Below are 23,585 nucleotides of genomic sequence, written 5' to 3'. Positions count from 1 at the left end.
ACCCGCCGCCCGCGCCCCGGTCCGCTCAAGCGCCCGTCAGCTGGCCGCCGCGTGCAGCTCGTCGGTCGGCGCGAAGCCGATCTTGTTGCCGCTCACGTGCGACTCGCCCTCGGATATCGCCGCCCGCTTGACCGCCTCCGCAACCGCCGACGCGACGTCGCGGTTGAAGACCGACGGGATGATGTAGTCCTCGCGCAGCTCCTCGGCGGGCACGATCTCGGCGATCGCGTGCGCCGCGGCGACCTTCATCTCCTCGGTTATCCGCTGCGCGCGCACGTCGAGCGCGCCGCGGAAGATGCCCGGGAAGCAGAGCACGTTGTTGATCTGGTTCGGGTAGTCCGAGCGGCCCGTCGCCATGATCCGCACGTAGCGCGCGGCCTCCTCGGGCGAGACCTCCGGATCCGGGTTCGCCATCGCGAAGACGATCGGGTCCGGCGCCATCCGCGCCAAGGCCTCGGCCGCCATCACGCGCCCGCCGGAGACGCCGACGAACAGGTCCATCCCGTCGATCACGTCGGCCGGCTTGCCGTCGCGGCGATCGGCGTTGGTCGTCTCGGCGTACCAGCGCTTGACCGAGTTCATCGTGCCGTCGAGGTAGTCGGCGCGGTCGACGTGGACAGCGCCGCGCGAGTCGCAGCCGACGATGTCCGTGACGCCCGCCGACAGCAGGATCTTCGTGACCGCGACGCCCGCGGCGCCGAGGCCCGTGACGAGCACGCGCATGTCCTCCAGACGCCGCCCGGTCAGCTTCGCGGCGTTGATCAGCGCGGCGAGCGTGACGACCGCCGTGCCGTGCTGGTCGTCGTGGAAGACGGGGATGTCGAGCGCCTCCGTGAGGCGGTCCTCGATCTCGAAGCAGCGCGGCGCCGAGATGTCCTCGAGGTTGATCCCGCCGAAGCCGGGCGCGATCGCCTTCACGATCGCGACGATCTCGTCCGGGTCCTGCGTGTCGAGGCAGATCGGGAAGGCGTCGACGTCGGCGAACTCCTTGAACAGGACCGCCTTGCCCTCCATCACCGGCATCGCCGCGGCGGCGCCGATGTTGCCGAGGCCGAGCACGGCGCTGCCGTCGGAGACGACCGCGACCGTGTTGCGCTTGATCGTGTACTGGAACGCCTTGTCCGGATCCTCGGCGATCGCGCTGCAGACGCGCGCGACGCCCGGCGTGTAGGCCATCGAGAGGTCGTCGCGCGTCTTCAGCGGGAACTTGTTGTGCTGCTCGATCTTGCCGCCGAGGTGCAGTTGGAAGGTGCGGTCGGTCGTGTCGAGCACCCTCGTGCCCTCGACGCCCGCGATCGCCGCGGTGATCTCGTCCCACTCGGACTGGTCGCCGCAGATCGCGGTGATGTCGCGGATCGTCAGGCCGTCCTCGACGGTGACGAGGTCGACCGCTCCGATCGTCCCGCCGGCCTCGCCGATCGCCGTGGCTACGCGTCCGAGCATCCCGGGACGGTCCGCGATCTCGACGCGGATCGTGAGGGAGAACTGGGCGCTCGGCGTGGTCGACATGGCGTTCGGGACCTCCGTGGGTCGTCGGGACCGTCAGATCATACCGTCATTCGGTGCGCGCATTCCGCATTGCGGAACGACGCGCGAAACGGCTTCCACGCCGCCGCGGTCCCTACTCTTCCTGCGGTGGCGACCCCCCCGCACATGCACGACGAGCTGTTCCTGATCGACGGGAACTCGCTCGCGTATCGCGCCTTCTTCGCGCTGCCCGAGTCGATCGCGACGTCGGACGGCTTCCCGACCAACGCGATCTTCGGCTTCGCCTCGATGCTCGTGAAGATCCTCACGGAGTACGGGCCCAGATCGACGATCGTCGCCTGGGACCGCGGCCATTCCGGCCGCAGAGAGGTCTATCCCGAGTACAAGGCCCAGCGCTCCTCGCGGCCGGACCTGTTCAAGCAGCAATGGCCGCATCTGGAGCCGCTCGTGGACGCGTTCGGCTACGCGAACGTGTCGCTGGAGGGCTTCGAGGCCGACGACGTGATCGCGACGCTCGCCGAGCAGGCGAAGGCGAGGGGGATCCCGGTCAAGATCGTCACCGGCGACCGCGACTCGTTCCAGCTCGTCGACGACGGCGTCGAGATCATGGCGACCGCGCGCGGCATCACCGAGACGAGAATCTACGACCGCCAGGGCGTGATCGACCGCTACGGGATCGTGCCTGAGCTGGTGCCGGACTTCATCGGCCTCAAGGGCGACACGTCGGACAACATCCCCGGCGTGCCGGGGATCGGCGACAAGACGGCCGCCCAGCTGCTGCAGCAGTTCGGGACGTTGGAGGGCGTGCTGGAGCACGCGCACGAGATCAGAGCGACGAGACGGCGCGAGAACCTGATCGCCCACGCCGAGGACGCGCGCATCTCCAAGCAGCTGGCGACGATGCGGCGCGACCTCCCCGTCGAGATAGACGTCGAGGCGATCGCGACCGCCAGACCCGACCGCTCGCGCCTGCGCGAGGTCTTCCGCGAGTTCGAACTGCGCGACCCGCTGCGGCGGATCGAGGAGGCGCTTGCCGACAGCGACGACGAGGCCGCGCCGCGCCCCGAGGCCGAGCAGGCGATAGCGGTCGCCGTGCGCCGCGGCGGCGCGCCGGCCGACCTCGCCGCGCTCGCGCCGGCCGGCGCCGAGATCGCGGTCGCCGCGCGCGAGCCGGAGAAGCCCGACGGCGCGCTGTTCGGCGAGACCGAGGCGTGGCGCTTCGGCGCGTACGCCGGCGCCGACGCGCTCGCGGGCGAATGCGGCGCCGACGGCGCCGGGCCGGAGCTGCTGGCCGCGGCGCTCGGCGAGCGGCCCGTGCTGGCACACGACGCGAAGGCGCTGAAGGTCGTGCCGCAGCGGCTCGTGCACGACACGCTGATCGCCGCCTACCTGCTCGACCCGGCCCGCCGCGGCTATCCGCTGGCGGAGCTGGCGGAGGAGCGCGGACTGGCCGCCAAGGTCGATGACGAGGCGGCGGCCGACGCCGTCCTGATCCACGCGCTGACGGCCGCGCAGCGCGTCCAGCTGCAGGAGCGCGACCTCGTGCGGCTGATGGACGAGATCGAGCTGCCGCTCGTGCGCGTGCTGCGCCAGATGGAGGCCGCCGGGCTCAAGCTCGACACGGACCTGCTGGCGACGATCCGCACGCGCGTGATGGACGAGGCGACGGCACTGGAGCGCGAGATCTTCGAGTTGACCGGCGAGGAGTTCATGATCGGCTCGCCGCAGCAGCTCGGCGCGATCCTGTTCGAGAAGCTCGGGCTGTCGAGAAAGAGACGCGGCAAGACCGGCTACTCGACCGACGCGCGCGTGCTGCAGGCGATCCGCCACGAGCATCCGGTGATCGAGAAGATAGAGCGCTGGCGCGAGCTGACGAAGCTCGCCTCGACCTACCTCGACGCGTTCCCGACGCTGATCTCGCCGGACGACCACCGCCTCCACACGACCTTCGGGCAGGTGACCGCCGCGACCGGGCGGCTCTCCTCGACCAACCCGAACCTGCAGAACATCCCGATCCGCACCCCGCTCGGGCGCGAGATCCGCGCATGCTTCATCGCCGAGCCGGGCAACGTCCTGATCTCTGCCGACTACTCGCAGGTCGAGCTGCGCGTCCTCGCGCACATCGCCGGCGAGGAGGTGCTGAAGGAGATCTTCCGCCGTGGAGAGGACGTCCACACCGCCACCGCCGCATCGATCCTCGGAGTCGACCCCGAGCAGCTCGACGCGGGCTCGCGCTCGAAGGCGAAGATGGTGAACTACGGGATCGTCTACGGCCTCAGCGCCTTCGGCCTCGCCGACCGGCTGCAGATCCCGCAGGCGGAGGCGCAGGAGTTCATCGACCGCTACCTCGACGGCTTCCCGGCAGTGCGCGAGTTCATCAGAAACACGATCGAGCAGGCGACCGACCAGGGCTACGTGACGACGCTGATGGGCCGTCGCCGGCAGATCCCGGAGCTGCGCGCGCGCAACTTCCAGATGCGCCAGCTGGGCGAGCGGCTCGCCGTCAACACCGTCATCCAGGGCACGGCAGCCGACGTCATCAAGCTCGCGATGGTCAACGCGGACCGCGCGCTGCGCGAGTCCGGCATGACGACGAGACTGATCCTGCAGATCCACGACGAGCTGCTGTTCGAGGGACCGGCCGAGGAGGCCGAGCGCGCTCGCGACCTGGTCGTCCCGATGATGGTCGACGCGCTCGAGCTGGATCCGCCGCTGACCGTCGACGCGGGCATCGGCCCGAACTGGCTGGACGCGAAGTGAGCGGTTCTCCGCCGATCCTTCCGCCAGCCTCGCCGCCACCGCCGCCCACGACCCCGCCTGTCCCTCCTTCTGGTGCGGGGGGTGCCGGCGCGCCCGGATCCGGGCCGTCGGCGTTCGACCTGAGCATCCGCACGATCGCGCGGACGGTCATCACCGTGCTCGTGATCGTCGGCTTCCTGTGGCTGATCTGGCGGCTGCGCAAGCCGGTCAGCTGGATCGTGATCGCGATGTTCATCGCGGTCGCGCTGTCGGGTCCGGTCAACCTGATGAGCCGCAAGCTGCCGCGCGGGATCGCGATCGCGCTCGCGTACCTGGGGCTCGTGCTGGTGCCCGCCGGGATCATCGCGATCGTCGTGCCGCCGCTGGTGCGCGAGGCGACCAACCTCGCCAACGACGTGCCCGGCTACGTCCAGGACCTGCAGAGATGGGTCAACGACAACGACCGCCTGAAGGAGCTGGACAAGGAATACAACATCGTCGACAGACTGAGAGAGCGCGCGGAGGAGCTGCCCACGCACCTCGACGACGCCGCCTCGACGCTGTCGAACGTCGGCAGCACGATCGTCGGCTCGCTGTTCGCGGCCTTCAACATCCTGATCCTCAGCATCTTCATGGTCGCCGGAGGTCGGCGCTGGGTCGACCGCGCGATCGAGTTCGCCAGGCCCGAGCATGCGCCGCGGATCAGACGTGCGGTCGACAGAATCGCCAACGCGGTCGGCAACTACGTCGGCGGGGCGCTGCTGCAGGCGACGATCGCCGGCATCACGACGTTCATAGTGCTGACGATCCTCGGCGTGCCGTTCGCGGCGCCGCTGGCGGTGCTGACGGCGCTCTTCGACCTGATTCCGCTCGTCGGCGCGACGATCGGCGCACTGCTGGTCGGGATCGTGACCGCGTTCCACGACTTCCCCGTCGCGACGATCGTCTGGGTGATCTGGGCGATCGCCTACCAGCAGATCGAGAACACGATGATCCAGCCGCAGATCCAGAGACGCGCGGTCGAGGTGCACGCGTTCGTCGTACTGGTGTCCGTGCTGTTCGGCGCGACGCTCTTCGGCGTGATGGGCGCGCTGCTGGCGATCCCCGTCGCGGCCTCGATCCAGATCGCGATCCGCGAATGGTGGGATTACCGCAGATCGTCGCTGATCGAGCTGCCGCCGGGCGTCGACATGCCCCCGCCCGCCGACCCGCCGGATGATGGTGGCGGCGGGTCGAGGGCGAAGCTCGATCTGCCCTAGCGCTTCTTCACGGTCACCTTCTTCACGACGGTCCCGCCCACGCCCGCGAGCGCGACGCGGGCTGTCAGCGTCCCGCCGTGGGGGAGGGAGCGTCTGACCGACTTCGGCGCGGTGAACCGAACCACCGTCTTCTTGCCGGCCTTGATCGCGACCGTGCGGTGGGCGAGCGTGTGGCCCTTGCGCGTCACGGTGACTCGCGCGTGGCAGGTGCCCGCACCGCTGCCGCAGGCGACGCCGACCGCGTAGTGCCAGTGGCGGTCGAGCACGATCTTGGTGCTCGTCAGGTGGACCGTCGGCTTGGGGTGAGATCTTCTGTGGCCGTGGCCGGGATCCTCACCGTGGTGGCCGCCGTCGCCGTCGCCCTCGCCGGGTCTGTCACCGCCACCGCCGTGTGGCGGGTCGGTGATCGGCGGGGGCGGCGTGTCGACGACGATCGGGTGCGGCTGCGCGCCCGCGTCGTACGTCAGCGCCGGCGTCGTGCCCGGCGCGACGTGTCCGTTCGCTCTCAGCTCGAACGCATACGCGAACCCGAGCAGCTTCGGATCGTCGAACGGACGGCCCTCGAGCTGCAGGTTGATCGGCTGGCCGTGGTCGTTGGTGCCGACCGGGAAGATCATGTTCGGCACCCCCGCCGCCGAGGCGTGCGGGTCCAGCCGGCCGAAGCTCGGCTGGATGCTGTCGTTGAGGTGTATGTCGCTGAGCTGGCCGGGGAAGACGACGGCGTCGACGCGCTGCGCGTCCATCCACGCCGACAGCGAGGCGCGGTACGCCTGGCGGTAGGCGAGGAAGGCGGCCTGCTCGGTCTCCGTCATCGGACCGGTGCCGCTGTAGGTCGTGCTCGCTGCACGGAACTCGGGCAGCCGTCTCTGGTTGTTGAGGATCTCGCCCGGGTCCTGGTACGGCGACTCGGGGTGGATCTCGATCCATCTGAGCCAGCCCTCGTAGCCCTTGTCGCCGGAGGTCGACGGCGGCGCGGCCGGCGGCGGCTGGATCGCGACGACTCTTGCGCCCGCGGCCTCGAAGTATCTGAACTCCGCGAACATCGCGTCTCTCGTGCCGGTCGTGCCGAACGGGTCGCTGAACGCGTCCGGGTAGTAGCCGATCGTCTTGCCTCTCAGCGCGTCGGCGTCGAGGTAGGCGTCCCAGTCGGCCGGGCGGTGTCCGTCGGCCTGGAACGTCAGCGGATCGGCCGGGTTCGGGACCGCCTCGGTGTTCAGCAGCGCCGCGAGGTCGGGTGCGGAGCGGGCGATGATGCCGCCGTAGTCCTGCGCCCACGTCAGCGGCATCACGCCGTCGGTCGACTCCATCCCGTCGGTGCCGCGCAGCGAGAAGAGGCTCGCGGCGCTCGACGGGCCCCACAGCGAGTCGCCGGTCTGCGTGCCGAGCGCCGCGCCCGCCATGCTCGTCGCGACCGCGACGGCCGAGCCGCCGCTGGAGCCGATCGACGACTTCGACGGGTCGAACGCGTTCCACACCTGGCCGTACGCGCTCGGGCTGAAGTAGCCGTCGTTGGCGTACTCGGCGAGGTTGGCCTTGCCGAGGATGACGGCCCCGGCGTTGCGCAGCTGCGCGACCTGGAAGGCGTCACGCTGCGGGCGGAAGCCGTCGAAGACGAGGCTGCCGCCGGTCGTCGGCATGTCCTTCGTGTCGTAGAGGTCCTTGATCGCCATCGGGATCCCGAGCAGCTCGCCGCTTCTGCCGAGCGCGCGCTCGGCGTCGGCCTGGCGGGCCTGCGCCATCGCGTCGGAGGCGACCGTGATGAAGGCGTGGAAGCCCTTCTGGCCGACGTCGTAGGCGGCGATCCGGTCGAGGTATGCGCGCGTGATCTCCTGCGAGGTCGCTCTGCCGGCCGCCATGTCGGCCTGCATCTGCGTGATCGTCTTGTCGGTCACGTCGTAGGGAGAGCTGGTGACCGGCGTCGGCGGCGGATCGGTGTGCGCCGTCGGCTCGATTCTCGCGGCGGTCGCGCAGCTGCTCTGCGTGAAGCCGGCGACCGTCAGGTTGGCGACGTCCCAGTTGACGAGCGAGCAGATCTGGGCGTCTGAGAGGTCGTCGAGGACCGGTCTCGCCGCGAGCGTCTGGGCCGTCGCCTTGACGGCCGCCACCTGCGAGCCGGCGGCCGGTCTGGCGCCGCCGTTCGGCGCCGCTCTCGTCTCCGACAGCCCGATCGCGACGAAGTGCGCGAGCGACTTCGTCTGCCCGGGCGCGAGCGTGAACTTGTTGACGTAGCCGTAGTGGTTGGCCTCGTCGCCGCTCGTCTCCAGTGGGTTGTCGAACGGGTCGCGCAGGAAGTTGCCGGTCTTCAGCAGGCCGCCCGAGAACGGCGTCGGGGAGCCGATCACGACGGCGCTGGGGCCGTTGAAGCTCGGGTTCCCTGCGTCCGTCGTCGGGCTGCCGACCTCGGCCCAGGAGTCAGCGGGCGTGATCGCTCTGTCGCCGCTGGAGCTGTCCAGCAGCTGGCTCTGGTTGCTGCCGGTGTTGTAGCCGAGCTGCCCGCCGAAGGCCGTCTCGACGGTCGCGGTCGTCTTGCTCGTGTTTGTGAACGTGTCGAGCCAGCGGCCCCAGCCGCCGGCTCTGGAGATGCGGATCGAGCGGCTGACGCTGACGCCGCCCATGTCGACGTCGGTCGTCGTCTTGAAGCGGCTCTGGCCGTCGTAGCGCAGCCCGAAGCCACGCATCAGCGCGCCGTTCAGACGAGGCGTCGTGAGGCCGGAGATGCGCACGCGCAGGCCGCCGAAGCCCTGCAGGCCTCCGTCGGTGGTGGTGCGGACGCTGCCGGTGTCGACGCCGGGAATCGCGGCGTCCTGGACCTGCCAGGTGTCGCCGTTGTCGCCGGTGACGTAGTTGAGCGCCTCGGCGGGCGCGGTTGCGAGCGCGCCGGCGCCGAGCGCGCCGAGGGCGGCCAACGCGGCCACGCGCGCGCCGGAGCGATGACGCCAGCGGTGGCGTCTGAACTGCGAGGACTCCAAGGGGTCTCCTATGCGAGGGAGGCTCCGACCGGGGGCTCGGGCGAAGCCGCCGGGCGCGCTGGGCGCCCGGCCGGGAAGTCTGGCTCGGCTGCGGTCACCGGTGGTTGGCCCGGCGGCCGAGATGATCGGAGCGGGATTGGGCCACGTGTCGATTCCGTGGCGGTATTGGCAATTGGAAGCAATCGTTGGTAATTGATGTTGAAACGTGCGGGGTCATCTTGGTGACGCAGGCGGGCGCGCGTGCGCTCTACGATCCGGCGATGGCGCCGCCGCTGACCGACCGGATTCCCGCGACCGCGCGCGACCGCATCGCGCTCGTCGCGGATCCGGACAGCTTCGCCGCGTGGGACGAAGACGTCGTCTCGACCGATCCGCTGGGTTTCGCGGACGTGCGACCGTACGCCGGGCGGCTCGCGGACGCGCGCGTGAGAACAGGGCTGGGGGAGTCGGTCCTGACGGGCGCGGCGATGGTGTCGGGTCGCCCGATTGCGCTGGTGGCGGGCGAGTTCGGCTTCCTCGGCGGCTCGATCGGCGTCGCGACCGGCGAGCGCGTCGCGCGGGCGTTCGAGCGGGCGCGGGAGCGGCGGCTGCCGCTGATCGCGCTGCCGGCGTCTGGTGGCTCCCGCATGCAGGAGGGAACGCTCGCGCTCGTGCAGATGGCGAAGCTCGCGACCGCGGCGACGCGCCTGCGAGCCGCCGGCCTGCCGTACATCGTCTGCCTGAACGATCCGACCACCGGCGGCGTGCTCGCGTCCTGGGGATCGCTCGCCAGCGTCACCTTCGCGCTCTCCGGCGCCCTGCTCGGCTTCGCCGGCCCGCGCGTGGTCGAACTGCTGACCGGCGAGCCCCTTCCAGACGGGGTCCAGCGCGCTGAGACGCTGCTCGCGGGCGGCCTGCTCGACGATGTGGTGGAGCCGGGGGAGCTGCGCGAACGGGTGGCGCGGGTGCTGGCGGTGGCGGGGCCGGGAGCGGCGGCCGCCGCGGGGCCCGAGTGCGGCCCGCCAAGCCATTGCGCCCCGACCCACCGCGACGCTTGGGCCGCCCTGCTGCGCGCACGCGATCGCCGGCGGCCCGGTGCGCAGGCGGTGCTCGACGCGATGGCGCGGGACGTGACCGAGCTGCGCGGGGACCGCACGGGGCAGTCGGACGATCCGGGCTGCCTCGCGGCGCTCGCCCGGCTGTGCGGGAGGCCGGTCGTCGTCGTCGCGCAGCGGCGCGCGGCCGACGGGGCGCCGCCCGCGCTCGGCCCGGCGGGCTACCGCAAGGCCCGGCGGGCGTTCGCGCTCGCGGCCGAACTGAGTCTGCCGGTCGTGACGATCGTCGACACGCCGGGGGCGCTGCTGAGCGAGGCCGCCGAGCGGGGCGGCCTGGCTGGGGAGATCGCCGGCTGCCTCGCAGAGCTGGGGTCGCTACCCGTCCCGACACTCGCGCTCCTGCTGGGTGAAGGCGGCAGCGGCGGCGCGCTCGCGTTCCTGCACGCCGACCGCGTCATCTGCGCCGAGAACGCCTCGCTCGGGGTGATCGCTCCCGAGGGCGCCAGCGCGATCCTCTACCGCGACCTCGATCACGCGCCCGAACTGGCCGCGACCCAGGGCGGATCCTCGTGGCAGCTGCTGCAGGACGGCATCGTCGACACGATCGTCCCCGAGCCGACCCCGGCGCACGAGGACCCCGACGCGTTCCTCGCCCGCGTGCGTGCGGCGTTGGAGCAAGCGTTGACGGCGCTGCTCGCTGACCCCGGCGCCACCGGACTCGCTGAGCCAGGCGCCAACCGCCTCGCCGAGCCGGACGACCCCCGTCTCGCCCGGCTCAACGCCACCCGCCTGGCAGCCCGCACCACCCGCTGGCGCGAACTCGGCGCGCCGCGCAACTAGCGAACGACGCATCAATTAACAGACGCCCGCGCACGTCTCTGCAACATCTCTCAGCAGTCGTCGGCGGGAGCGACGCGGGTTCTGAAGCGCGCGCTACGCCGCGCCGACCGGAGCTGCCGCAGCGTCTGACGCCGATGCTCCGCCGCTCGAAGCGAAGCGCGACCCGTGCGGGCCGCCGAGCGCGTACGAGGGGTGGGCGATCCTCAGGTAGTGGCCGAACGACCAGTCGACGAAGCGCTTGGAGCCCATCGCCCGCAGCGCCGGCGCCAGCGCGCGCGGGTGCACGCGCGGCACGAGTCTCTGCACCTTCAGCATCGAGTCGAACGCGAATCTGTGACCGGCGCTGAAGGCGTGGTAGCGGCCGAGCGCCGCCTCGCGCGACTGCGTGCCCTCGACGACCGCGCGCAGTTCGCGCCCGCATGCGAGCCCGAAGTACAACGCGGTGCGGATCCCCTCGGCGGTCAGCGGCAGGCAGTGGCCGGCCGAGTCGCCGACCATGAAGACGCCGTCGTCGGTCGCCGGGCGCAGCGCGTGCGGGATCCAGTTGCCCTGGAAGCCGTCGGGCGTCTGCGCGAGGTCGGCGGTCAGCCGGACGGTCGGCTCCTTGACGTGGAAGCGCGGGTCGAACGAGCCGACGCCGATCCGCACCTCGTCGTCGGCCGGGAAGCTCCAGCCGTAGCCGGCTGGCACGTAGGAGCGGTCGATCCAGATCTCGAGGTCGTCTCTGGCGCCTCTGGGATGGACCTCCAGGCCGCGCGACAGGAGCGCCTCGGGCGGCTGGATGTTCGCCCCGCTGCCGAGGATCCGGCGCCACCCGAGCGCGTCGACGATCAGCGGCGCGGTCAGGTCGCCGCGGTCGGTGTGGACGGTGTCGCCGGTGCGCCCGTCGACCTTCGCGATCTCGAAGTCGGCGTCGCCCTGCTCCTGCAGCAGCGCGCACAGCTCGGGGTAGTCGAACGTCGAGAACGACCACGGCAGCGCATAGCGCACGCTCGTGTGCGGCGTGTGGATCACCAGTTCGTCGAACGTCTGCCGGTGCGCGCCGATCAGGCCGAGGTTGATCAGCCAGTCCGTCGGCGCGGCGCACGCGGACGTCTGCCGCTCGCCGACCTCGTAGCGGTCGATCATCAGAACCCGCGCGCCCGCGCCCGCGAGCTCACGGGCGATCGCGAGCCCCGCGAAGCTGGCCCCGCAGATGAGGACGTCGGCATCGCGGGAGAGGGGGGTGCGCTCCGCACCGCGCTTCGTTGCACGCTTCGGCATAGGGGCTGATTCTACGGCGAGCGCGCGGCGACCCGGTCTGCCCCTGAAACGTGCGTCGGCAACGGTCGTATGCGGACCTCCGGCGGTGGCGGGACTCAGGTACCCTTTATCGGCTCTGCTTCTTGCAGTACTCCCGTTCCCTACCGGTTCCCCTATGTCCACTATCGACGTCCAGCCCACCGCCACGATCGTGGAGGGCTCCGATGGCCTTCTGCTGATGATCGATGGCCAGATCGTCCCGAACTACGACGCGACGCTCACTCCCTTCGAGGAGGGTGACGTTGTCACCGGTCACGTCGTCCGGATCGACAAGGATGAGGTCCTTGTCGACATCGGCTACAAGTCCGAGGGCGTCATCCCGTCCAACGAGCTGTCGATCCGCAAGTCGGTCGACCCGAAGGACGAAGTCGAGATGGGCGAGGAGGTCGACGCACTCGTCCTCACGAAGGAGGATCAGGACGGCCGCCTGATCCTGTCGAAGAAGCGTGCCCGCTTCGAGAAGGCCTGGCGCCGCATCGAGGCCGCCGCCGAGTCCGGCGAGCCGGTCGACGGAACCGTGATCGAGGTCGTCAAGGGCGGACTCATCATCGACCTCGGGGTGCGCGGCTTCCTGCCCGCCTCGCTCGTCGACATCCGCCGCGTGCCGCACCTGGACGAGTACCTCGGCCAGACGATCGAGTGCAGAGTGATCGAGCTCAACCGCTCGAGGAATAACGTCGTCCTCTCCCGTCGCGCGGTGCTCGAGGAGCAGCGCAGAGAGGATCGCGAGCGGATCCTGGATCGCTTGCAGCCGGGCATGATCGTCGAGGGCACGATCTCGAACATCGTCGACTTCGGCGCGTTCGTCGACCTCGACGGCATCGACGGCCTGATTCACATCTCGGAGCTGTCGTGGTCGCATGTGAACCACCCCAGCGAGATCCTCTCGATCGGCGACACCGTCAGCGTCAAGGTGCTCGACATCGACCGCGACCGTCAGCGCATCTCCCTCGGTCTCAAGCAGACCCAGGAGGATCCGTGGCAGCGTGTCGTCGACACCTACAACGTCGGTGACGAGCTCGAAGGCAGAGTCACGAAGGTCGTCACGTTCGGCGCGTTCGTCGAGATCCTCGACGGCGTCGAGGGCCTCGTGCACATCTCGGAGCTGGCGCAGCACCACGTCGAGAACCCGCGCGAGATCATCCAGCCCAACGACGAGGTGAAGGTCAAGATCCTCGAGATCGACTCCGAGCGCCGCCGGCTCTCGCTCTCGATCAAGCGGGTCGAGGGCCAGATCCTGCCGGTCCGCCGTCTCGACGGCGACGGCGAGGAGATCCCCGCCGGCGAGCCGGGCGAGTACGACGACGTGCCGCAGCTGGGCCTGTCGGAGGACGTCTACCCGGAGGGCGCCGTCGCCGCGCCGGCCGAGGGCGAAGAGGCTCCGGCCGACGATGCGCCGGTCGCCGAGGGCGAGGCTGCGGTCTTGGCCGAGGACGCGCCGGTCGCAGAGGCCGCCGCTGTCGAGGCGCCTGACGCGCCCGAGGTCGTCGCCGAGGTGGAGGCCGCCGAGGCCGTCGCCGTGGAGGCCGCCGTCGCCGAGGAGGCGCCCGCGGCTGCCGAGGATCCCGAGGTCGAGGTCGCCGCTCCGGCCGAGGCGGAGGCTGACGCCGCCGCCGAGTCCGAGGACGCGCCGGTCGCCGAGGCCGACGCGCCGCAGCAGGCGTAACGGACCGATCGCACACGCGCACGTCCCATTCGTTGGACTGACCGGCGGCATCGCCGCCGGGAAGTCCACCGCGCTCGCGGCGCTTCGGCGCCTCGGCGCGGCGACGATCTCGTCTGACGAAGTCGTGCACGAGCTGTATGCCTCGCCCGAGGTGCGCGACCTGGTCGTCGCGCGCTGGGGCGAGGCGGTCGCGCCCGGCGGCGTGGTGGATCGCGCCGCCGTCGCGACGCACGCGTTCTCCTCGCCGGACGAACGCGCATGGCTGGAGTCGATGCTGTGGCCCCGCGTCGGCGCACGGGTGCAGGAGTGGCGCGAGCAGGTGCTGGCGCAGGATCCGCCGCCGCCCGCCGCCGTCAACGAGGTGCCGCTGCTGTTCGAGGCGAACATGGACGCCGCCTTCGACGCGACGCTCGTGATCGTCGCGCCCGAGCGCGTGCGCGCCGAGCGCGCGGGCGCGCGTGGTCATGCCGCCGTCGCGCAGCGGACCTCGCGCCAGCTGACGCAGGAGCAGAAGGCGGCCCGCGCGACCTTCGTCGTCGTCAACGACGGGTCTGTCGAGCAACTCGAAGCGGAGCTGTCGGCAGTCCTTGCAAAGCTGAGTCGATGAGCTCGTCCGCCGCTCAGGCCACCGTGGCGCGCCGCCGCGCCGCCAGGCGCGCTGCCGCGCGCCGTCGTCGCGCGTTCCTGTTCGTGGCCGCGCTGGGCGCGCTGATCCTCGGGATCGCGCTGCTGGCACCGCTCTTCAGAAGCGCCGTCAGAGACATCTCGGGCCTGCCGATCGCGCACGAGGCAGAGATCCGCCAGCAGGCGCAGGAGAAGGACCTCAGTCCGGCGCTGATCGCCGGCGTCATCTACGCGGAGTCGAAGTTCGTCGACCAGACGTCGTCGGCGGGCGCGCTCGGCCTGATGCAGCTGATGCCCGACACGGCGCAGTTCATCGCGCAGAGATCCGGCGGGACCGCCTTCACGATCGAGGACCTCTCGACGCCGAGAGTCAACATCGCCTACGGCAGCTGGTATCTGCGCTATCTGCTGGACCACTACGACGGTGACGAGGTGCGTGCCCTGGCGGCCTACAACGGCGGCATGGGCAACGTCAACCAGTGGATCGCGGAGGCGCAGGCGCGCGGCGACACCTTCAGCGAGGCCGACATCCCGTTCGCCGAGACGCGCGAGTACGTCGATCGCGTGCGCACGGCAAGACGCGAGTACGCGAGAACGTACGGGGCGGAGCTGGGGATTCGCTAGGGCGGGCGCTGGGGAGCGGGCCGCGTGCGCACTTCGCGGTCCCGAGGCGGTCCGTGCGCGAACGTGTGTTCGTCCGCGGCACACGCTATCGTCGATTCCCGATGCCGCCCTTCCGCCTCGACTCCACCTATGCGCCGGCTGCCGACCAGCCGAAGGCGATCGCCTCGCTGGCCGACGGGATCGAGGCCGGCGAGCGCTATCTGACGCTGCTCGGCGCCACCGGCACCGGCAAGACGATGACGATGGCCTCGACGATCGAGGCCGTCCAGCGCCCCGCGCTGATCATGGCGCACAACAAGACGCTCGCCGCGCAGCTCTGCAACGAGTTCCGCACCTACTTCCCGGACAACGCCGTCGAGTACTTCGTCTCGTACTACGACTACTACCAGCCCGAGGCGTACGTCCCCAGCCGCGACCTCTATATCGAGAAGGACTCGGCGATCAACGCCGAGATCGAGCGCCTGCGCCACTCGGCGACCGCCTCGCTGTTCGCGCGCAGAGACGTGATCGTGGTGGCGAGCGTGTCGAGCATCTACGGCCTCGGCTCGCCGGAGAAGTACGACCGCAACATGCTGATCCTCAGAAGAGGCGGCATGGTCGACCGCGACGAGGTGCTGCGCAAGCTCGTCTCGATCCAGTACACCCGCAACGACACCGTCCTCTCGCGCGGCACGTTCCGCGTGCGGGGGGAGACGCTCGAGGTCTTCCCGGCCTACGCGGAGACGGCCTACCGCGCGACTCTCTTCGGCGACGAGATCGAGGAGGTCCAGAACTTCGATCCGCTCACCGGCGAGCTGATCCAGGAGGACATGGAGTTCGCCGCGGTTTGGCCGGCGTCGCATTACAACGTCGACGAGGACGAGATCGGCGACGCGGTGACGGAGATCGGCCGCGAGCTGAACGAGCGCTGCGCCCAGTTGGAGAGAGAGGGCAAGCTGCTGGAGTCGCACCGCCTGCGCCAGCGCACGCAGTACGACATGGAGATGCTGCGCGAGATGGGCTTCTGCTCCGGCATCGAGAACTACTCGCAGATAATGGACGGCCGCAGACCGGGCGAGCGACCGTACTGCCTGATCGACTTCTTCCCCGACGACTTCGTCTGCTTCATCGACGAGTCGCACCAGACCGTGCCGCAGATCGGCGGCATGTACGAGGGCGACCGCTCGCGCAAGCAGACGCTGATCGACTACGGCTTTCGTCTGCCGAGCGCGCTCGGCAACCGCCCGCAGAGATTCGAGGAGTTCCTCTCGATCGTGCCGCAGCTGGTGTTCGTCTCCGCGACGCCGGGCGAGTACGAGCGCACGCACTCGCCGCGGATCGTCGAGCAGATCGTCCGCCCGACGGGGATCATCGACCCGGAGATAGACGTCCGCGCGACGAGAAACCAGATCGACGATCTGATGAACGAGATCAAGCTGCGCGTCGACAGAGACGAGCGCACGCTCGTGACGACGTTGACGAAGAGAATGTCGGAGGACCTCACCGGCTACCTGCTGGAGAACGGCTTCAAGGTCCGCTACCTCCACTCGGAGGTCGACACGATCGAGCGGATCCAGATCATCCGCGAGCTGCGCCTGGGCGAATATGACGTGCTCGTCGGCGTCAACCTCCTGCGCGAGGGCCTCGACCTGCCGGAGGTCTCGCTCGTCGCGATCCTCGACGCGGACAAGGAGGGCTTCCTGCGCGGAGCGACCTCGCTGATCCAGACGATCGGCCGCGCGGCCCGCAACATCGGCGGCAAGGTCGTGATGTACGCCGACAAGGAGACCAGAGCGATGACGATCGCCCTGGAGGAGACCGAGCGCCGCCGCGCGATCCAGCTGAAGTACAACGAGGACCACGGCATCAACCCGGAGTCGATCGTCAAGGGCATCTCCGACATCGCCGAGTTCCTGCAGGCCGAGTCGAAGGTCCCCAAGGGCCGCAGACGTCGCCTGAAGATCGACAGCGGCAGACAGATGAACCCGGCCGAGCTGGAAAAGGCGATCATCGAACTCGAAGAAGAGATGCTCCAGGCCGCCGAAGAACTCCGCTTCGAGTACGCCGCCAACCTGCGCGACGAGATCAAGTCCCTGCGCCGCGACTTCGACATCGCATTGGCGGAGCAGCGGACGGCGACGAAGACGCCGACGGTCTAGGGCGCCGGTGCGCCGGTCGGCGATGGCCGGCCAGCGCCGCGTGGCGCCCGAGCACTGGCGCTTCTGCCGCACACGCAGCGCCGCCGCCCGAATCGCTACGGTCCCGCCGTGCCGGTCGACCATGACGCAGTCCTCTCCTGGTACGCGGCCGTCCGCCGCGACCTGCCGTGGCGGCGGACGAGAGACCCGTACCGCATCCTCGTCTCCGAGGTGATGCTCCAACAGACCCAGGTCGCCCGTGTCGTGCCGTACTACGAGGCCTTCCTGGAGCGGTTCCCCGACGAACTGGCGCTCGGCGACGCCCCGACAGCTGATGTCCTGCGCCTCTGGAGCGGTCTCGGCTACAACCGCCGCGCGCTCGCCCTCCAAGCCTGCGCCCGCGCGGTCGCGCGCGATGGATGGCCGGCTGACGCCGAGGGCCTGCGCGCGCTGCCCGGCATCGGTCCCTACACCGCCGCCGCCGTCGCGTCGTTCGCCTTCGGCGAGCACGTCGCGGCCGTCGACACGAACGTCAGGCGCGTCATCGAGCGTGTCGATCGCGAGCACCGCACCACGGCCCCGCTCTTCGCTCGTGCCGCCGCCTTGCTCCCGGCGGGCCGTGCCGCCGACTGGAACCAGGCGATGATGGAACTCGGGGCGACGATCTGCACGGCCCGCTCGCCGTCCTGCGACGACTGCCCAGTGGCGACCTGCCGCTCACGCGGTCTTCCGCTCCCGGTGGCGCCGTCGTCGTCGCCCAGACACTCCCGCCCGGCTCCGCGCTTCGAGGAGACAGACCGCTTCGTGCGCGGCCGGATCGTCGCCGCGTTGGCGGCGGACGAGGAACTGCCGACCGGGATCGGTGAGGATCGGGTCGAGCGGGCGCTGGCGGGCCTGGAGCGGGACGGGCTGGTCGTGCGGGAGGGCGCGGCGGTGCGGTTGCCATGAGGCTCGGTACCTCCACATCGCGACGATCCGCCAACTGCTGAGCATGACGGATTGCGCTGCCGGCGCGACGCATCCTCCACAGCCACCTGGACATCCCGCCGACGCGCCATCACTCCGTCCAGCGAACCGGCTCGCCGGCTCCCACGCTCGATACCCTTGGGCGCAGCCGTTTCCCATCCCCGACGGAGGTACGCCCGCGTGGCCCTCGACCGCCAAAGCATCGAAAAGAAGGACTTCCCGATCGGTCGTCGCGGCTACGACCCCGACGCCGTCGACACGCATCTGCGTGATGTCGCCGACGAGGTCGACGGGCTCAAGCGCTCCGCTCGGCAGCGGACCGAGACGGTCGCCACGACGGCCAGCGAGCAGGTCCGCGCGGTCATCGCTGCGGCCGAGGCGAGCGCCGACGAGATCACCCGTCAGGCCGACGACGAGGCGCGTGAGATTCGCGATGACGCCAGCGCCGAGGCCAAGCGCACCCGCGACGAGGCCAACCAGACCGCTCACGCCTACGTCGGCAGAGTCGCCGAGGCGACCTCGGCGCTGCTGCAGCGAGTCGATGCGATGCAGGGCGAGCTGAACACACTGCTCGAGACGCTGCGCACCGGCGGCAACCGCGTCTACGCCGACCTGCAGTTGCTGGAGGGCAACCTCGGCGAGCTGGCGAGTGTCGCCGGCCGGCCGCGCTTCGAGCCGGAGGCGCCTGACGCGGTCGAGCCGCCGTCTCGCCCGACGCTGTCGTCGTCGCCCGCGCCGATCGCGGTCGAGGATCCCGACCAGCCGCGTCGCAACGGCAGCGTGCCCGCAGATCCCGACGCGCTCGTCCCGGACCCGGATGGTCCCGCGGCTGCCGCGCCGGCAGCTCCAGCGGCGCCGCAGCCGGCTGCAGCTGCCGCGCCGCGCGTCGCGCCCGCAGCCGCCGCGCCCACGCCCGCCCCGGCCGGCCCCGACGGCGAGGAGAGCGCCCGTCTCGTCGCGCTCGACATGGCGCTCAGCGGCACTCCGCGCGAAGAGACCGACAGCTATCTCGCCGAGCACTTCCAGCTCGCCGACCGCGCCGGGCTGCTCGAGGAGGTCTACGCCAGCGTCGGCGGCTGAGCAGCTGCTTTACGTCAGCGCCGGCTCCGGCAGCGGAGTCGGCGCGGCCAGCAGGTGCTCGGTGAAGAAGGCGATCTGGTCGGCGACGGCGCGCTCGAACGTCTCGCCGAGATAGATGTCGAAATGGCCGGCGCCGGCGTAGCGGACCAGTTCGCAGTGCTTGGCCGCTCTCGCGAGCTTGATCGCCGAGCCAGTGGGCACTACGTCGTCTTCGTCGCAGACCGCTACCAGCAGTGGGCATGCGACATCGGGCGCGTGGCGGATCGGCCGATAGGCCGTGAGGCGGATGCAGATGCGCGCCGCGACCTCGTTGCGCCAGGTCGAGTCGACCGGGAGTATCGCTTGGTGGCCGATCGCCGACTCGGGCGAGGTCATCGCGGCCAGCGACCCCGGCGGCCCCGTGACGGGGATCGTCCGCGGCGCCGCCCCGCGCAGTGCGCCCAGCTCGTCGCGCAACGCCTCGACGGTCAGGCGCAGCGCTGACGGGATCGGCTGCGCGAGCGCCTGGCGCAGCCCGTCGGTGAACGGCGCCTGCGCGACCGCGGCGGCGAGCCGGTGGTCGCGGGCCGCCGTCGTGACGACGTGGCCGCCGGAGAACGACGTGCCCCACAGCGCGATCCGGTCCGGGTCGACGCCGTCGAGCGTGCGTGCACAGGCGATCGCGGCACTCCAGTCCTCCAGTTGCCGCGGGATCGACAGCAGCTGCCGCGGCTCGCCCTCGCTGGCGCCGAAATGCCGGTAGTCGAACAGCAGCGCGACGAAGCCCGCCGACGCGAACCGCTCCGCGAACGCGTCGAGCCGCATCTCGCGGACGCCGGCGAACCCGCCGGCCAACACGATGCACGGCACGCCTCGCGGATCGTCTGCGGCCACCGCGGCCGGATCGGGCCGATACAGCCACGCGGCGCAGCGGTCACCCGATGAGGCGAAGCTGACGTTCTCGCGGCGCTCGTGTCCAAGCATGCGTTCACGTTACCCAGGTCGTCGGGCGTGAAAGCGATGGTGGACGGAATATGAGGGGACGCGACCGCAGACCGAGGTGATCCCCGCCCTAGAGGTGAGCGCGCGGCCGCCGCGGTCAGGCCGGCCCACTGTGCGATGAAGCTAGCTGCGCGGCAGCTTCGCCACCGCCGCCGCAAACCGCCCCGGATCCCGCATCGGCGGCCCGTGCCCGAACAGCACCAGCGACGGTTCGAGTGTCGCGAGACGACGGGCGCAATCGCGGTTCTGGGCGGGGTCGGTGCTGAAGAGCGGGAGCGGTTCGCGGGGGTCGCCGCGCATCAGGAGCGTGTTCCAGCCCCACATCACGTCGCCGCAGACGAGCACGCGGTCGGACTCGCGCCAGTAGGAGACGTGGCCGGGGGAGTGGCCCGGGGTGTCGAGGACCGTGAAGCCCGCCACCTCGTCGCCCTCGCGCAGCGCTCTGGCGACGGGATGGGCCTTCGGGCCCGGGACCATGCCGTTGCGGGGGCCGCCGACCATCTTGCCGGCCTCGACCGCCGCGACGTCCTCGGTGCCGCACCAGAGCGGGATCCCCAGCTCGGTGCAGACGGCGTGGCTTGCACCGTAGTGGTCGAGGTGCGCGTGGGTCAGGGCGTGCGCTCGAATCCCCGCGCCGCCGACCTGCTCGAGGATCCGCTTGCGATCGAACGCAGCACCCGCGTCGAGCAGCACGTCCTCCAGCACGTAGACGTTGATCGCGTTGCGGGGAAAACCGGACAGCTGATAGACGCCATCGGCGAGTCTCTGCATGGCCGCCAGCCTAGGGGAGGGCGCGAGCGTGGGCGTCAGTTCCGATCTCGCGCGCGCTGCGCGTTCGCGACCGACGAGTTGCGCCTGCGGCACGGGCGACATGATGCCGGAATGCGGCGCGCGCGCCACGATCGGGTGGGATCCCCGGAAGGAGCGAACTGGCGCCGACGCGAACGTCCGTTCGCCCTTCTATAGTGATCCGCGATGCCGCCATCCGATCAGCTCGTCGTCGCAGGTGCTCGCGAGCACAACCTCAAGGACATCACCGTCACGCTGCCGCGCAACGCGCTGACGGTGATCACCGGCCTGTCCGGATCGGGCAAGTCGAGCCTCGCGTTCGACACGATCTACGCCGAGGGCCAGCGCCGCTACGTCGAGTCGCTGTCCGCCTACGCGCGCCAGTTCCTCGGGCAGATGGACAAGCCCGACGTGGACTCGATCGAGGGCCTCTCGCCGGCGATCTCGATCGACCAGAAGACGACCTCGCGCAACCCGCGCTCCACGGTCGGCACGGTCACCGAGATCTACGACTACCTGCGGCTGCTGTGGGCGCGCGTCGGCCAGCCGCACTGCCCCAGATGCGGCAGAGCGATCGCCGGCCAGTCGGCGGAGCAGATCATCGACCAGGTGATGGCGCTGCGCGAGGGCACGCGCTTCATGGTGATGGCGCCGATCGTGCGCGGCCGCAAGGGCGAGTACGGCAGACAGCTGGAGGAGCTGCGCGCGGAGGGCTTCACGCGCGCGAAGATCGACGGCGAGCTGAGACGGCTCGACGAGGAGATCAGACTCGACAAGAAGTACAGACACGACATCTCGATCGTGATCGACCGGCTCGTGATGAAGTCGGAGCTGCGCAAGCGCCTGGCCGACTCGATCGAGACGGCGGTGCGGCTGGCGGACGGGATCGTCGAGGTCGAGCTCGTCGACGACGGCGAGGTGCGCACGTTCTCGGAGAAGTTCGCCTGCCTCGAGTGCGGGATCTCGTTCCCGGAGCTGGAGCCGCGGCTGTTCTCGTTCAACGCCCCGCACGGCGCCTGCCCGCGCTGCACCGGGCTCGGCTCGCAGATGGAGATCGACCCCGAGCTGGTCGTGCCGGATCCGTCGCTGTCGATCGGCGAGGGCGCGATCGCGCCGTGGTCGGCGAGCGCGTCGAACTACTACGAGCAGCTGACGCAGTCGATATCGGAGCGCTACCACGTCGACCTCGACACGCCGTGGGCGGAGCTGGGGGAGGAGGCGCAGGACTTCTTCCTCTACGGCACCAACGGCGAGCAGGTCCACATCCAGTACAAGAACCGCTTCGGCCGCAGGCGCTCGTACACGACGAGCTTCGAGGGGATCGTGCCGAACCTCGAGCGGCGCTACCGCGAGACCGACTCCGAGTGGGCGCGGGAGAGAATCGAGGAGTACATGTCGGTCGTGCCGTGCCCCGACTGCAGAGGCGCGCGGCTGCGACCGGAGGCACGCGCGGTGCTGGTCGGCGGGACGGCGATCCACGAGTACACGCACATGCCGGCGCGGCGCGCGCTCGCATGGATCAAGGCGCTGGAGCTGAGCGAGCAGCAGCGGCTGATCGCGAAGCTGATCCTGCGCGAGATCGAGGAGCGGCTGGCGTTCCTGGAGAACGTCGGCGTCGGCTACCTGTCGATGGACCGCGCAGCGGCGACGCTGTCGGGCGGCGAGGCGCAGCGGATCCGGCTCGCGACGCAGATCGGCTCCTCGCTGGTCGGCGTCCTCTACATCCTCGACGAGCCGTCGATCGGCCTGCACCAGCGTGACAACGAGAAGCTGATAGGGACGCTTGAGCGGCTGCGCGACCTCGGCAACACCGTGCTCGTGGTCGAGCACGACGAGGGCACGATGCGCGCGGCGGACCACGTCGTCGACATGGGGCCCGGGGCCGGTGAGCACGGCGGTCACGTCGTCGCAGAGGGGACCGCAGCCGAGATCGAGCAGGTGGCGGAGTCGGCGACCGGTCAGTTCCTGTCCGGCAGGCGGCGGATCGAGATCCCGCCGCAGCGGCGCAAGCCGAGCGGCTGGGTGACGATCGAGGGCGCGCGGCAGAACAACCTCAAGGACGTCACGGTGAGAGTGCCGCTCGGCACCTTTGCCGCGGTCACGGGCGTCTCGGGCTCGGGCAAGTCGACGCTCGTCAACGACATCCTCTACAAGGCCGTCGCGAACAGACTGCACCGCGCCAAGCAGCGGCCGGGCGCGCACCGCCGCATCACAGGGCTGGACCAGCTCGACAAGATCATCGCCGTCGACCAGTCGCCGATCGGCCGCACGCCGCGTTCCAACCCGGCGACGTACATCGGCCTGTTCGACCTCGTGCGCGACCTCTTCTCCAGAACGCAGGAGTCGAGGGCGCGCGGCTACAGAGCGGGGCGCTTCTCGTTCAACGTCAAGGGCGGCCGCTGCGAGGTCTGCAGGGGCGACGGCCAGATCAAGATCGAGATGCACTTCCTGCCGGACGTCTACGTCCCGTGCGAGCAGTGCCACGGCAAGCGCTACAACCGCGAGACGCTCGAGGTCCGCTTCAAGGGCAAGTCGATCGCGGACGTGCTGGAGATGCCGATCGAAGAGGCGCTCGAGTTCTTCGAGCACATCCCGAAGATCCGTCGGCGGATCCAGACGCTGCACGACGTCGGGCTCGACTACATGCGGCTCGGGCAGCCGGCGACGACGCTCTCCGGCGGCGAGGCGCAGCGCGTCAAGCTGGCGGCCGAGCTGGCGAAGGTCGCGACCGGCAAGACGCTCTACATCCTCGACGAGCCGACCACCGGCCTGCACTTCTCCGACATCCAGAAGCTGCTGGAGGTGCTGCAGCGGCTGGTCGACCAGGGCAACTCGATCGTCGTGATCGAGCACAACCTCGACGTCATCAAGACGGCTGACCAGCTGATCGACATGGGCCCGGAGGGCGGCGACGAGGGCGGCAGGCTGCTCGGCGCCGGCACCCCGGAGGAGATCGTCGCGACGCCGGGCTCGGTCACGGGCGAGTTCCTCAGAGAGATACTCGGCGCGGCCAGACCGGTCGCGGTCGTCAGAAGAGCGGCGCCGAGAAGACGCCGCCCGCGCAAGGTCGCCGCGGCGGCGTAGCGAGCGCGCCGCTGCTGCGCGCA

The 23,585-nt window shown here is 70.5% G+C and carries 15 protein-coding genes; 10 read left to right on the top strand and 5 right to left on the bottom strand.

Translation table 11 applies throughout. The features are described from left to right. Positions 1 to 36: 36 nt before the first annotated feature. Positions 37 to 1,509, bottom strand: a complete 1,473-nt coding sequence (locus tag Q7L65_RS11135) for an NAD-dependent malic enzyme (RefSeq protein WP_304721156.1) — start codon at positions 1,507 to 1,509, stop codon at positions 37 to 39. Between the two features lie 126 nt (positions 1,510 to 1,635). On the opposite strand from Q7L65_RS11135, the gene polA reads away from it, so the two are divergent. Together polA and Q7L65_RS11125 are read left to right on the top strand one after the other, a co-directional pair. Continuing rightward, positions 1,636 to 4,248: a DNA polymerase I gene (gene polA / locus Q7L65_RS11130; protein WP_304721155.1), complete on the top strand. Its 2,613-nt coding sequence runs from the start codon at positions 1,636 to 1,638 to the stop codon at positions 4,246 to 4,248. A 155-nt stretch (positions 4,249 to 4,403) separates the two neighbouring features. Continuing rightward, entirely contained in the window at positions 4,404 to 5,486 is a 1,083-nt protein-coding gene (locus Q7L65_RS11125; RefSeq protein ID WP_304721154.1) for an AI-2E family transporter, read from the top strand. Here the strand turns inward: Q7L65_RS11125 and Q7L65_RS11120 are convergent. Beyond that, entirely contained in the window at positions 5,483 to 8,455 is a 2,973-nt protein-coding gene (locus Q7L65_RS11120; RefSeq protein WP_304721153.1) for an amidase, read from the bottom strand. The two genes, Q7L65_RS11125 and Q7L65_RS11120, sit on opposite strands and share 4 nt — an antisense overlap. Positions 8,456 to 8,715: 260 nt before the next feature. Between Q7L65_RS11120 and Q7L65_RS11115 the strand changes: the two genes are divergently transcribed. Then, entirely contained in the window at positions 8,716 to 10,329 is a 1,614-nt protein-coding gene (locus Q7L65_RS11115; protein WP_304721152.1) for a carboxyl transferase domain-containing protein, read from the top strand. Between the two features lie 93 nt (positions 10,330 to 10,422). Here Q7L65_RS11115 and Q7L65_RS11110 read toward each other — a convergent pair whose 3' ends face one another. Further along, a complete protein-coding gene (locus Q7L65_RS11110; protein ID WP_304721151.1) occupies positions 10,423 to 11,592 on the bottom strand; it encodes an FAD-dependent monooxygenase in 1,170 nt (389 codons plus the stop codon). A gap of 217 nt (positions 11,593 to 11,809) precedes the next feature. On the opposite strand from Q7L65_RS11110, the gene rpsA reads away from it, so the two are divergent. The 6 genes from rpsA (at position 11,810) to Q7L65_RS11080 (ending at position 18,708) form a co-directional block, all read left to right on the top strand. Further along, positions 11,810 to 13,297, top strand: a complete 1,488-nt coding sequence (rpsA, locus tag Q7L65_RS11105; RefSeq protein ID WP_370552551.1) for a 30S ribosomal protein S1 — start codon at positions 11,810 to 11,812, stop codon at positions 13,295 to 13,297. 7 nt (positions 13,298 to 13,304) lie between these two features. Beyond that, entirely contained in the window at positions 13,305 to 13,904 is a 600-nt protein-coding gene (gene coaE / locus Q7L65_RS11100; RefSeq protein ID WP_304721198.1) for a dephospho-CoA kinase, read from the top strand. Beyond that, complete coding sequence (locus Q7L65_RS11095) at positions 13,901 to 14,545, top strand: lytic transglycosylase domain-containing protein (RefSeq protein WP_304721149.1); 645 nt, start codon at positions 13,901 to 13,903, stop codon at positions 14,543 to 14,545. Before coaE ends, Q7L65_RS11095 begins: the two co-directional genes overlap by 4 nt. Before the next feature lie 101 nt (positions 14,546 to 14,646). Continuing rightward, positions 14,647 to 16,683 carry an excinuclease ABC subunit UvrB gene (gene uvrB / locus Q7L65_RS11090; RefSeq protein WP_304721147.1) on the top strand — a complete coding sequence of 679 codons (2,037 nt, stop codon included), beginning with the start codon at positions 14,647 to 14,649 and terminating at the stop codon, positions 16,681 to 16,683. A 108-nt stretch (positions 16,684 to 16,791) separates the two neighbouring features. Next, the gene (locus tag Q7L65_RS11085) at positions 16,792 to 17,610 is read left to right on the top strand and encodes an A/G-specific adenine glycosylase (protein ID WP_304721146.1); all 819 of its coding nucleotides are present in this window, start codon (positions 16,792 to 16,794) and stop codon (positions 17,608 to 17,610) included. A gap of 198 nt (positions 17,611 to 17,808) precedes the next feature. Continuing rightward, entirely contained in the window at positions 17,809 to 18,708 is a 900-nt protein-coding gene (locus Q7L65_RS11080; protein WP_304721145.1) for a DivIVA domain-containing protein, read from the top strand. 9 nt (positions 18,709 to 18,717) lie between these two features. Here the strand turns inward: Q7L65_RS11080 and Q7L65_RS11075 are convergent, their stop codons facing one another. Together Q7L65_RS11075 and Q7L65_RS11070 are read right to left on the bottom strand one after the other, a co-directional pair. After that, entirely contained in the window at positions 18,718 to 19,671 is a 954-nt protein-coding gene (locus Q7L65_RS11075; protein WP_304721144.1) for an alpha/beta hydrolase, read from the bottom strand. Between the two features lie 141 nt (positions 19,672 to 19,812). Beyond that, complete coding sequence (locus Q7L65_RS11070; RefSeq protein ID WP_304721142.1) at positions 19,813 to 20,460, bottom strand: MBL fold metallo-hydrolase; 648 nt, start codon at positions 20,458 to 20,460, stop codon at positions 19,813 to 19,815. A gap of 204 nt (positions 20,461 to 20,664) precedes the next feature. Here Q7L65_RS11070 and uvrA point away from each other — a divergent pair, with 204 nt between their 5' ends. Next, complete coding sequence (uvrA, locus tag Q7L65_RS11065) at positions 20,665 to 23,562, top strand: excinuclease ABC subunit UvrA (protein ID WP_304721141.1); 2,898 nt, start codon at positions 20,665 to 20,667, stop codon at positions 23,560 to 23,562. The last annotated feature ends 23 nt before the right edge of the window (positions 23,563 to 23,585 follow it).

The sequence above is a fragment of the Conexibacter sp. CPCC 206217 genome (assembly GCF_030646165.1).
GTDB lineage: Bacteria > Actinomycetota > Thermoleophilia > Solirubrobacterales > Solirubrobacteraceae > Conexibacter.
The sequence above is the reverse complement of the archived record's forward strand: the minus strand, read 5'-3'. Positions and strand labels throughout refer to the sequence as shown.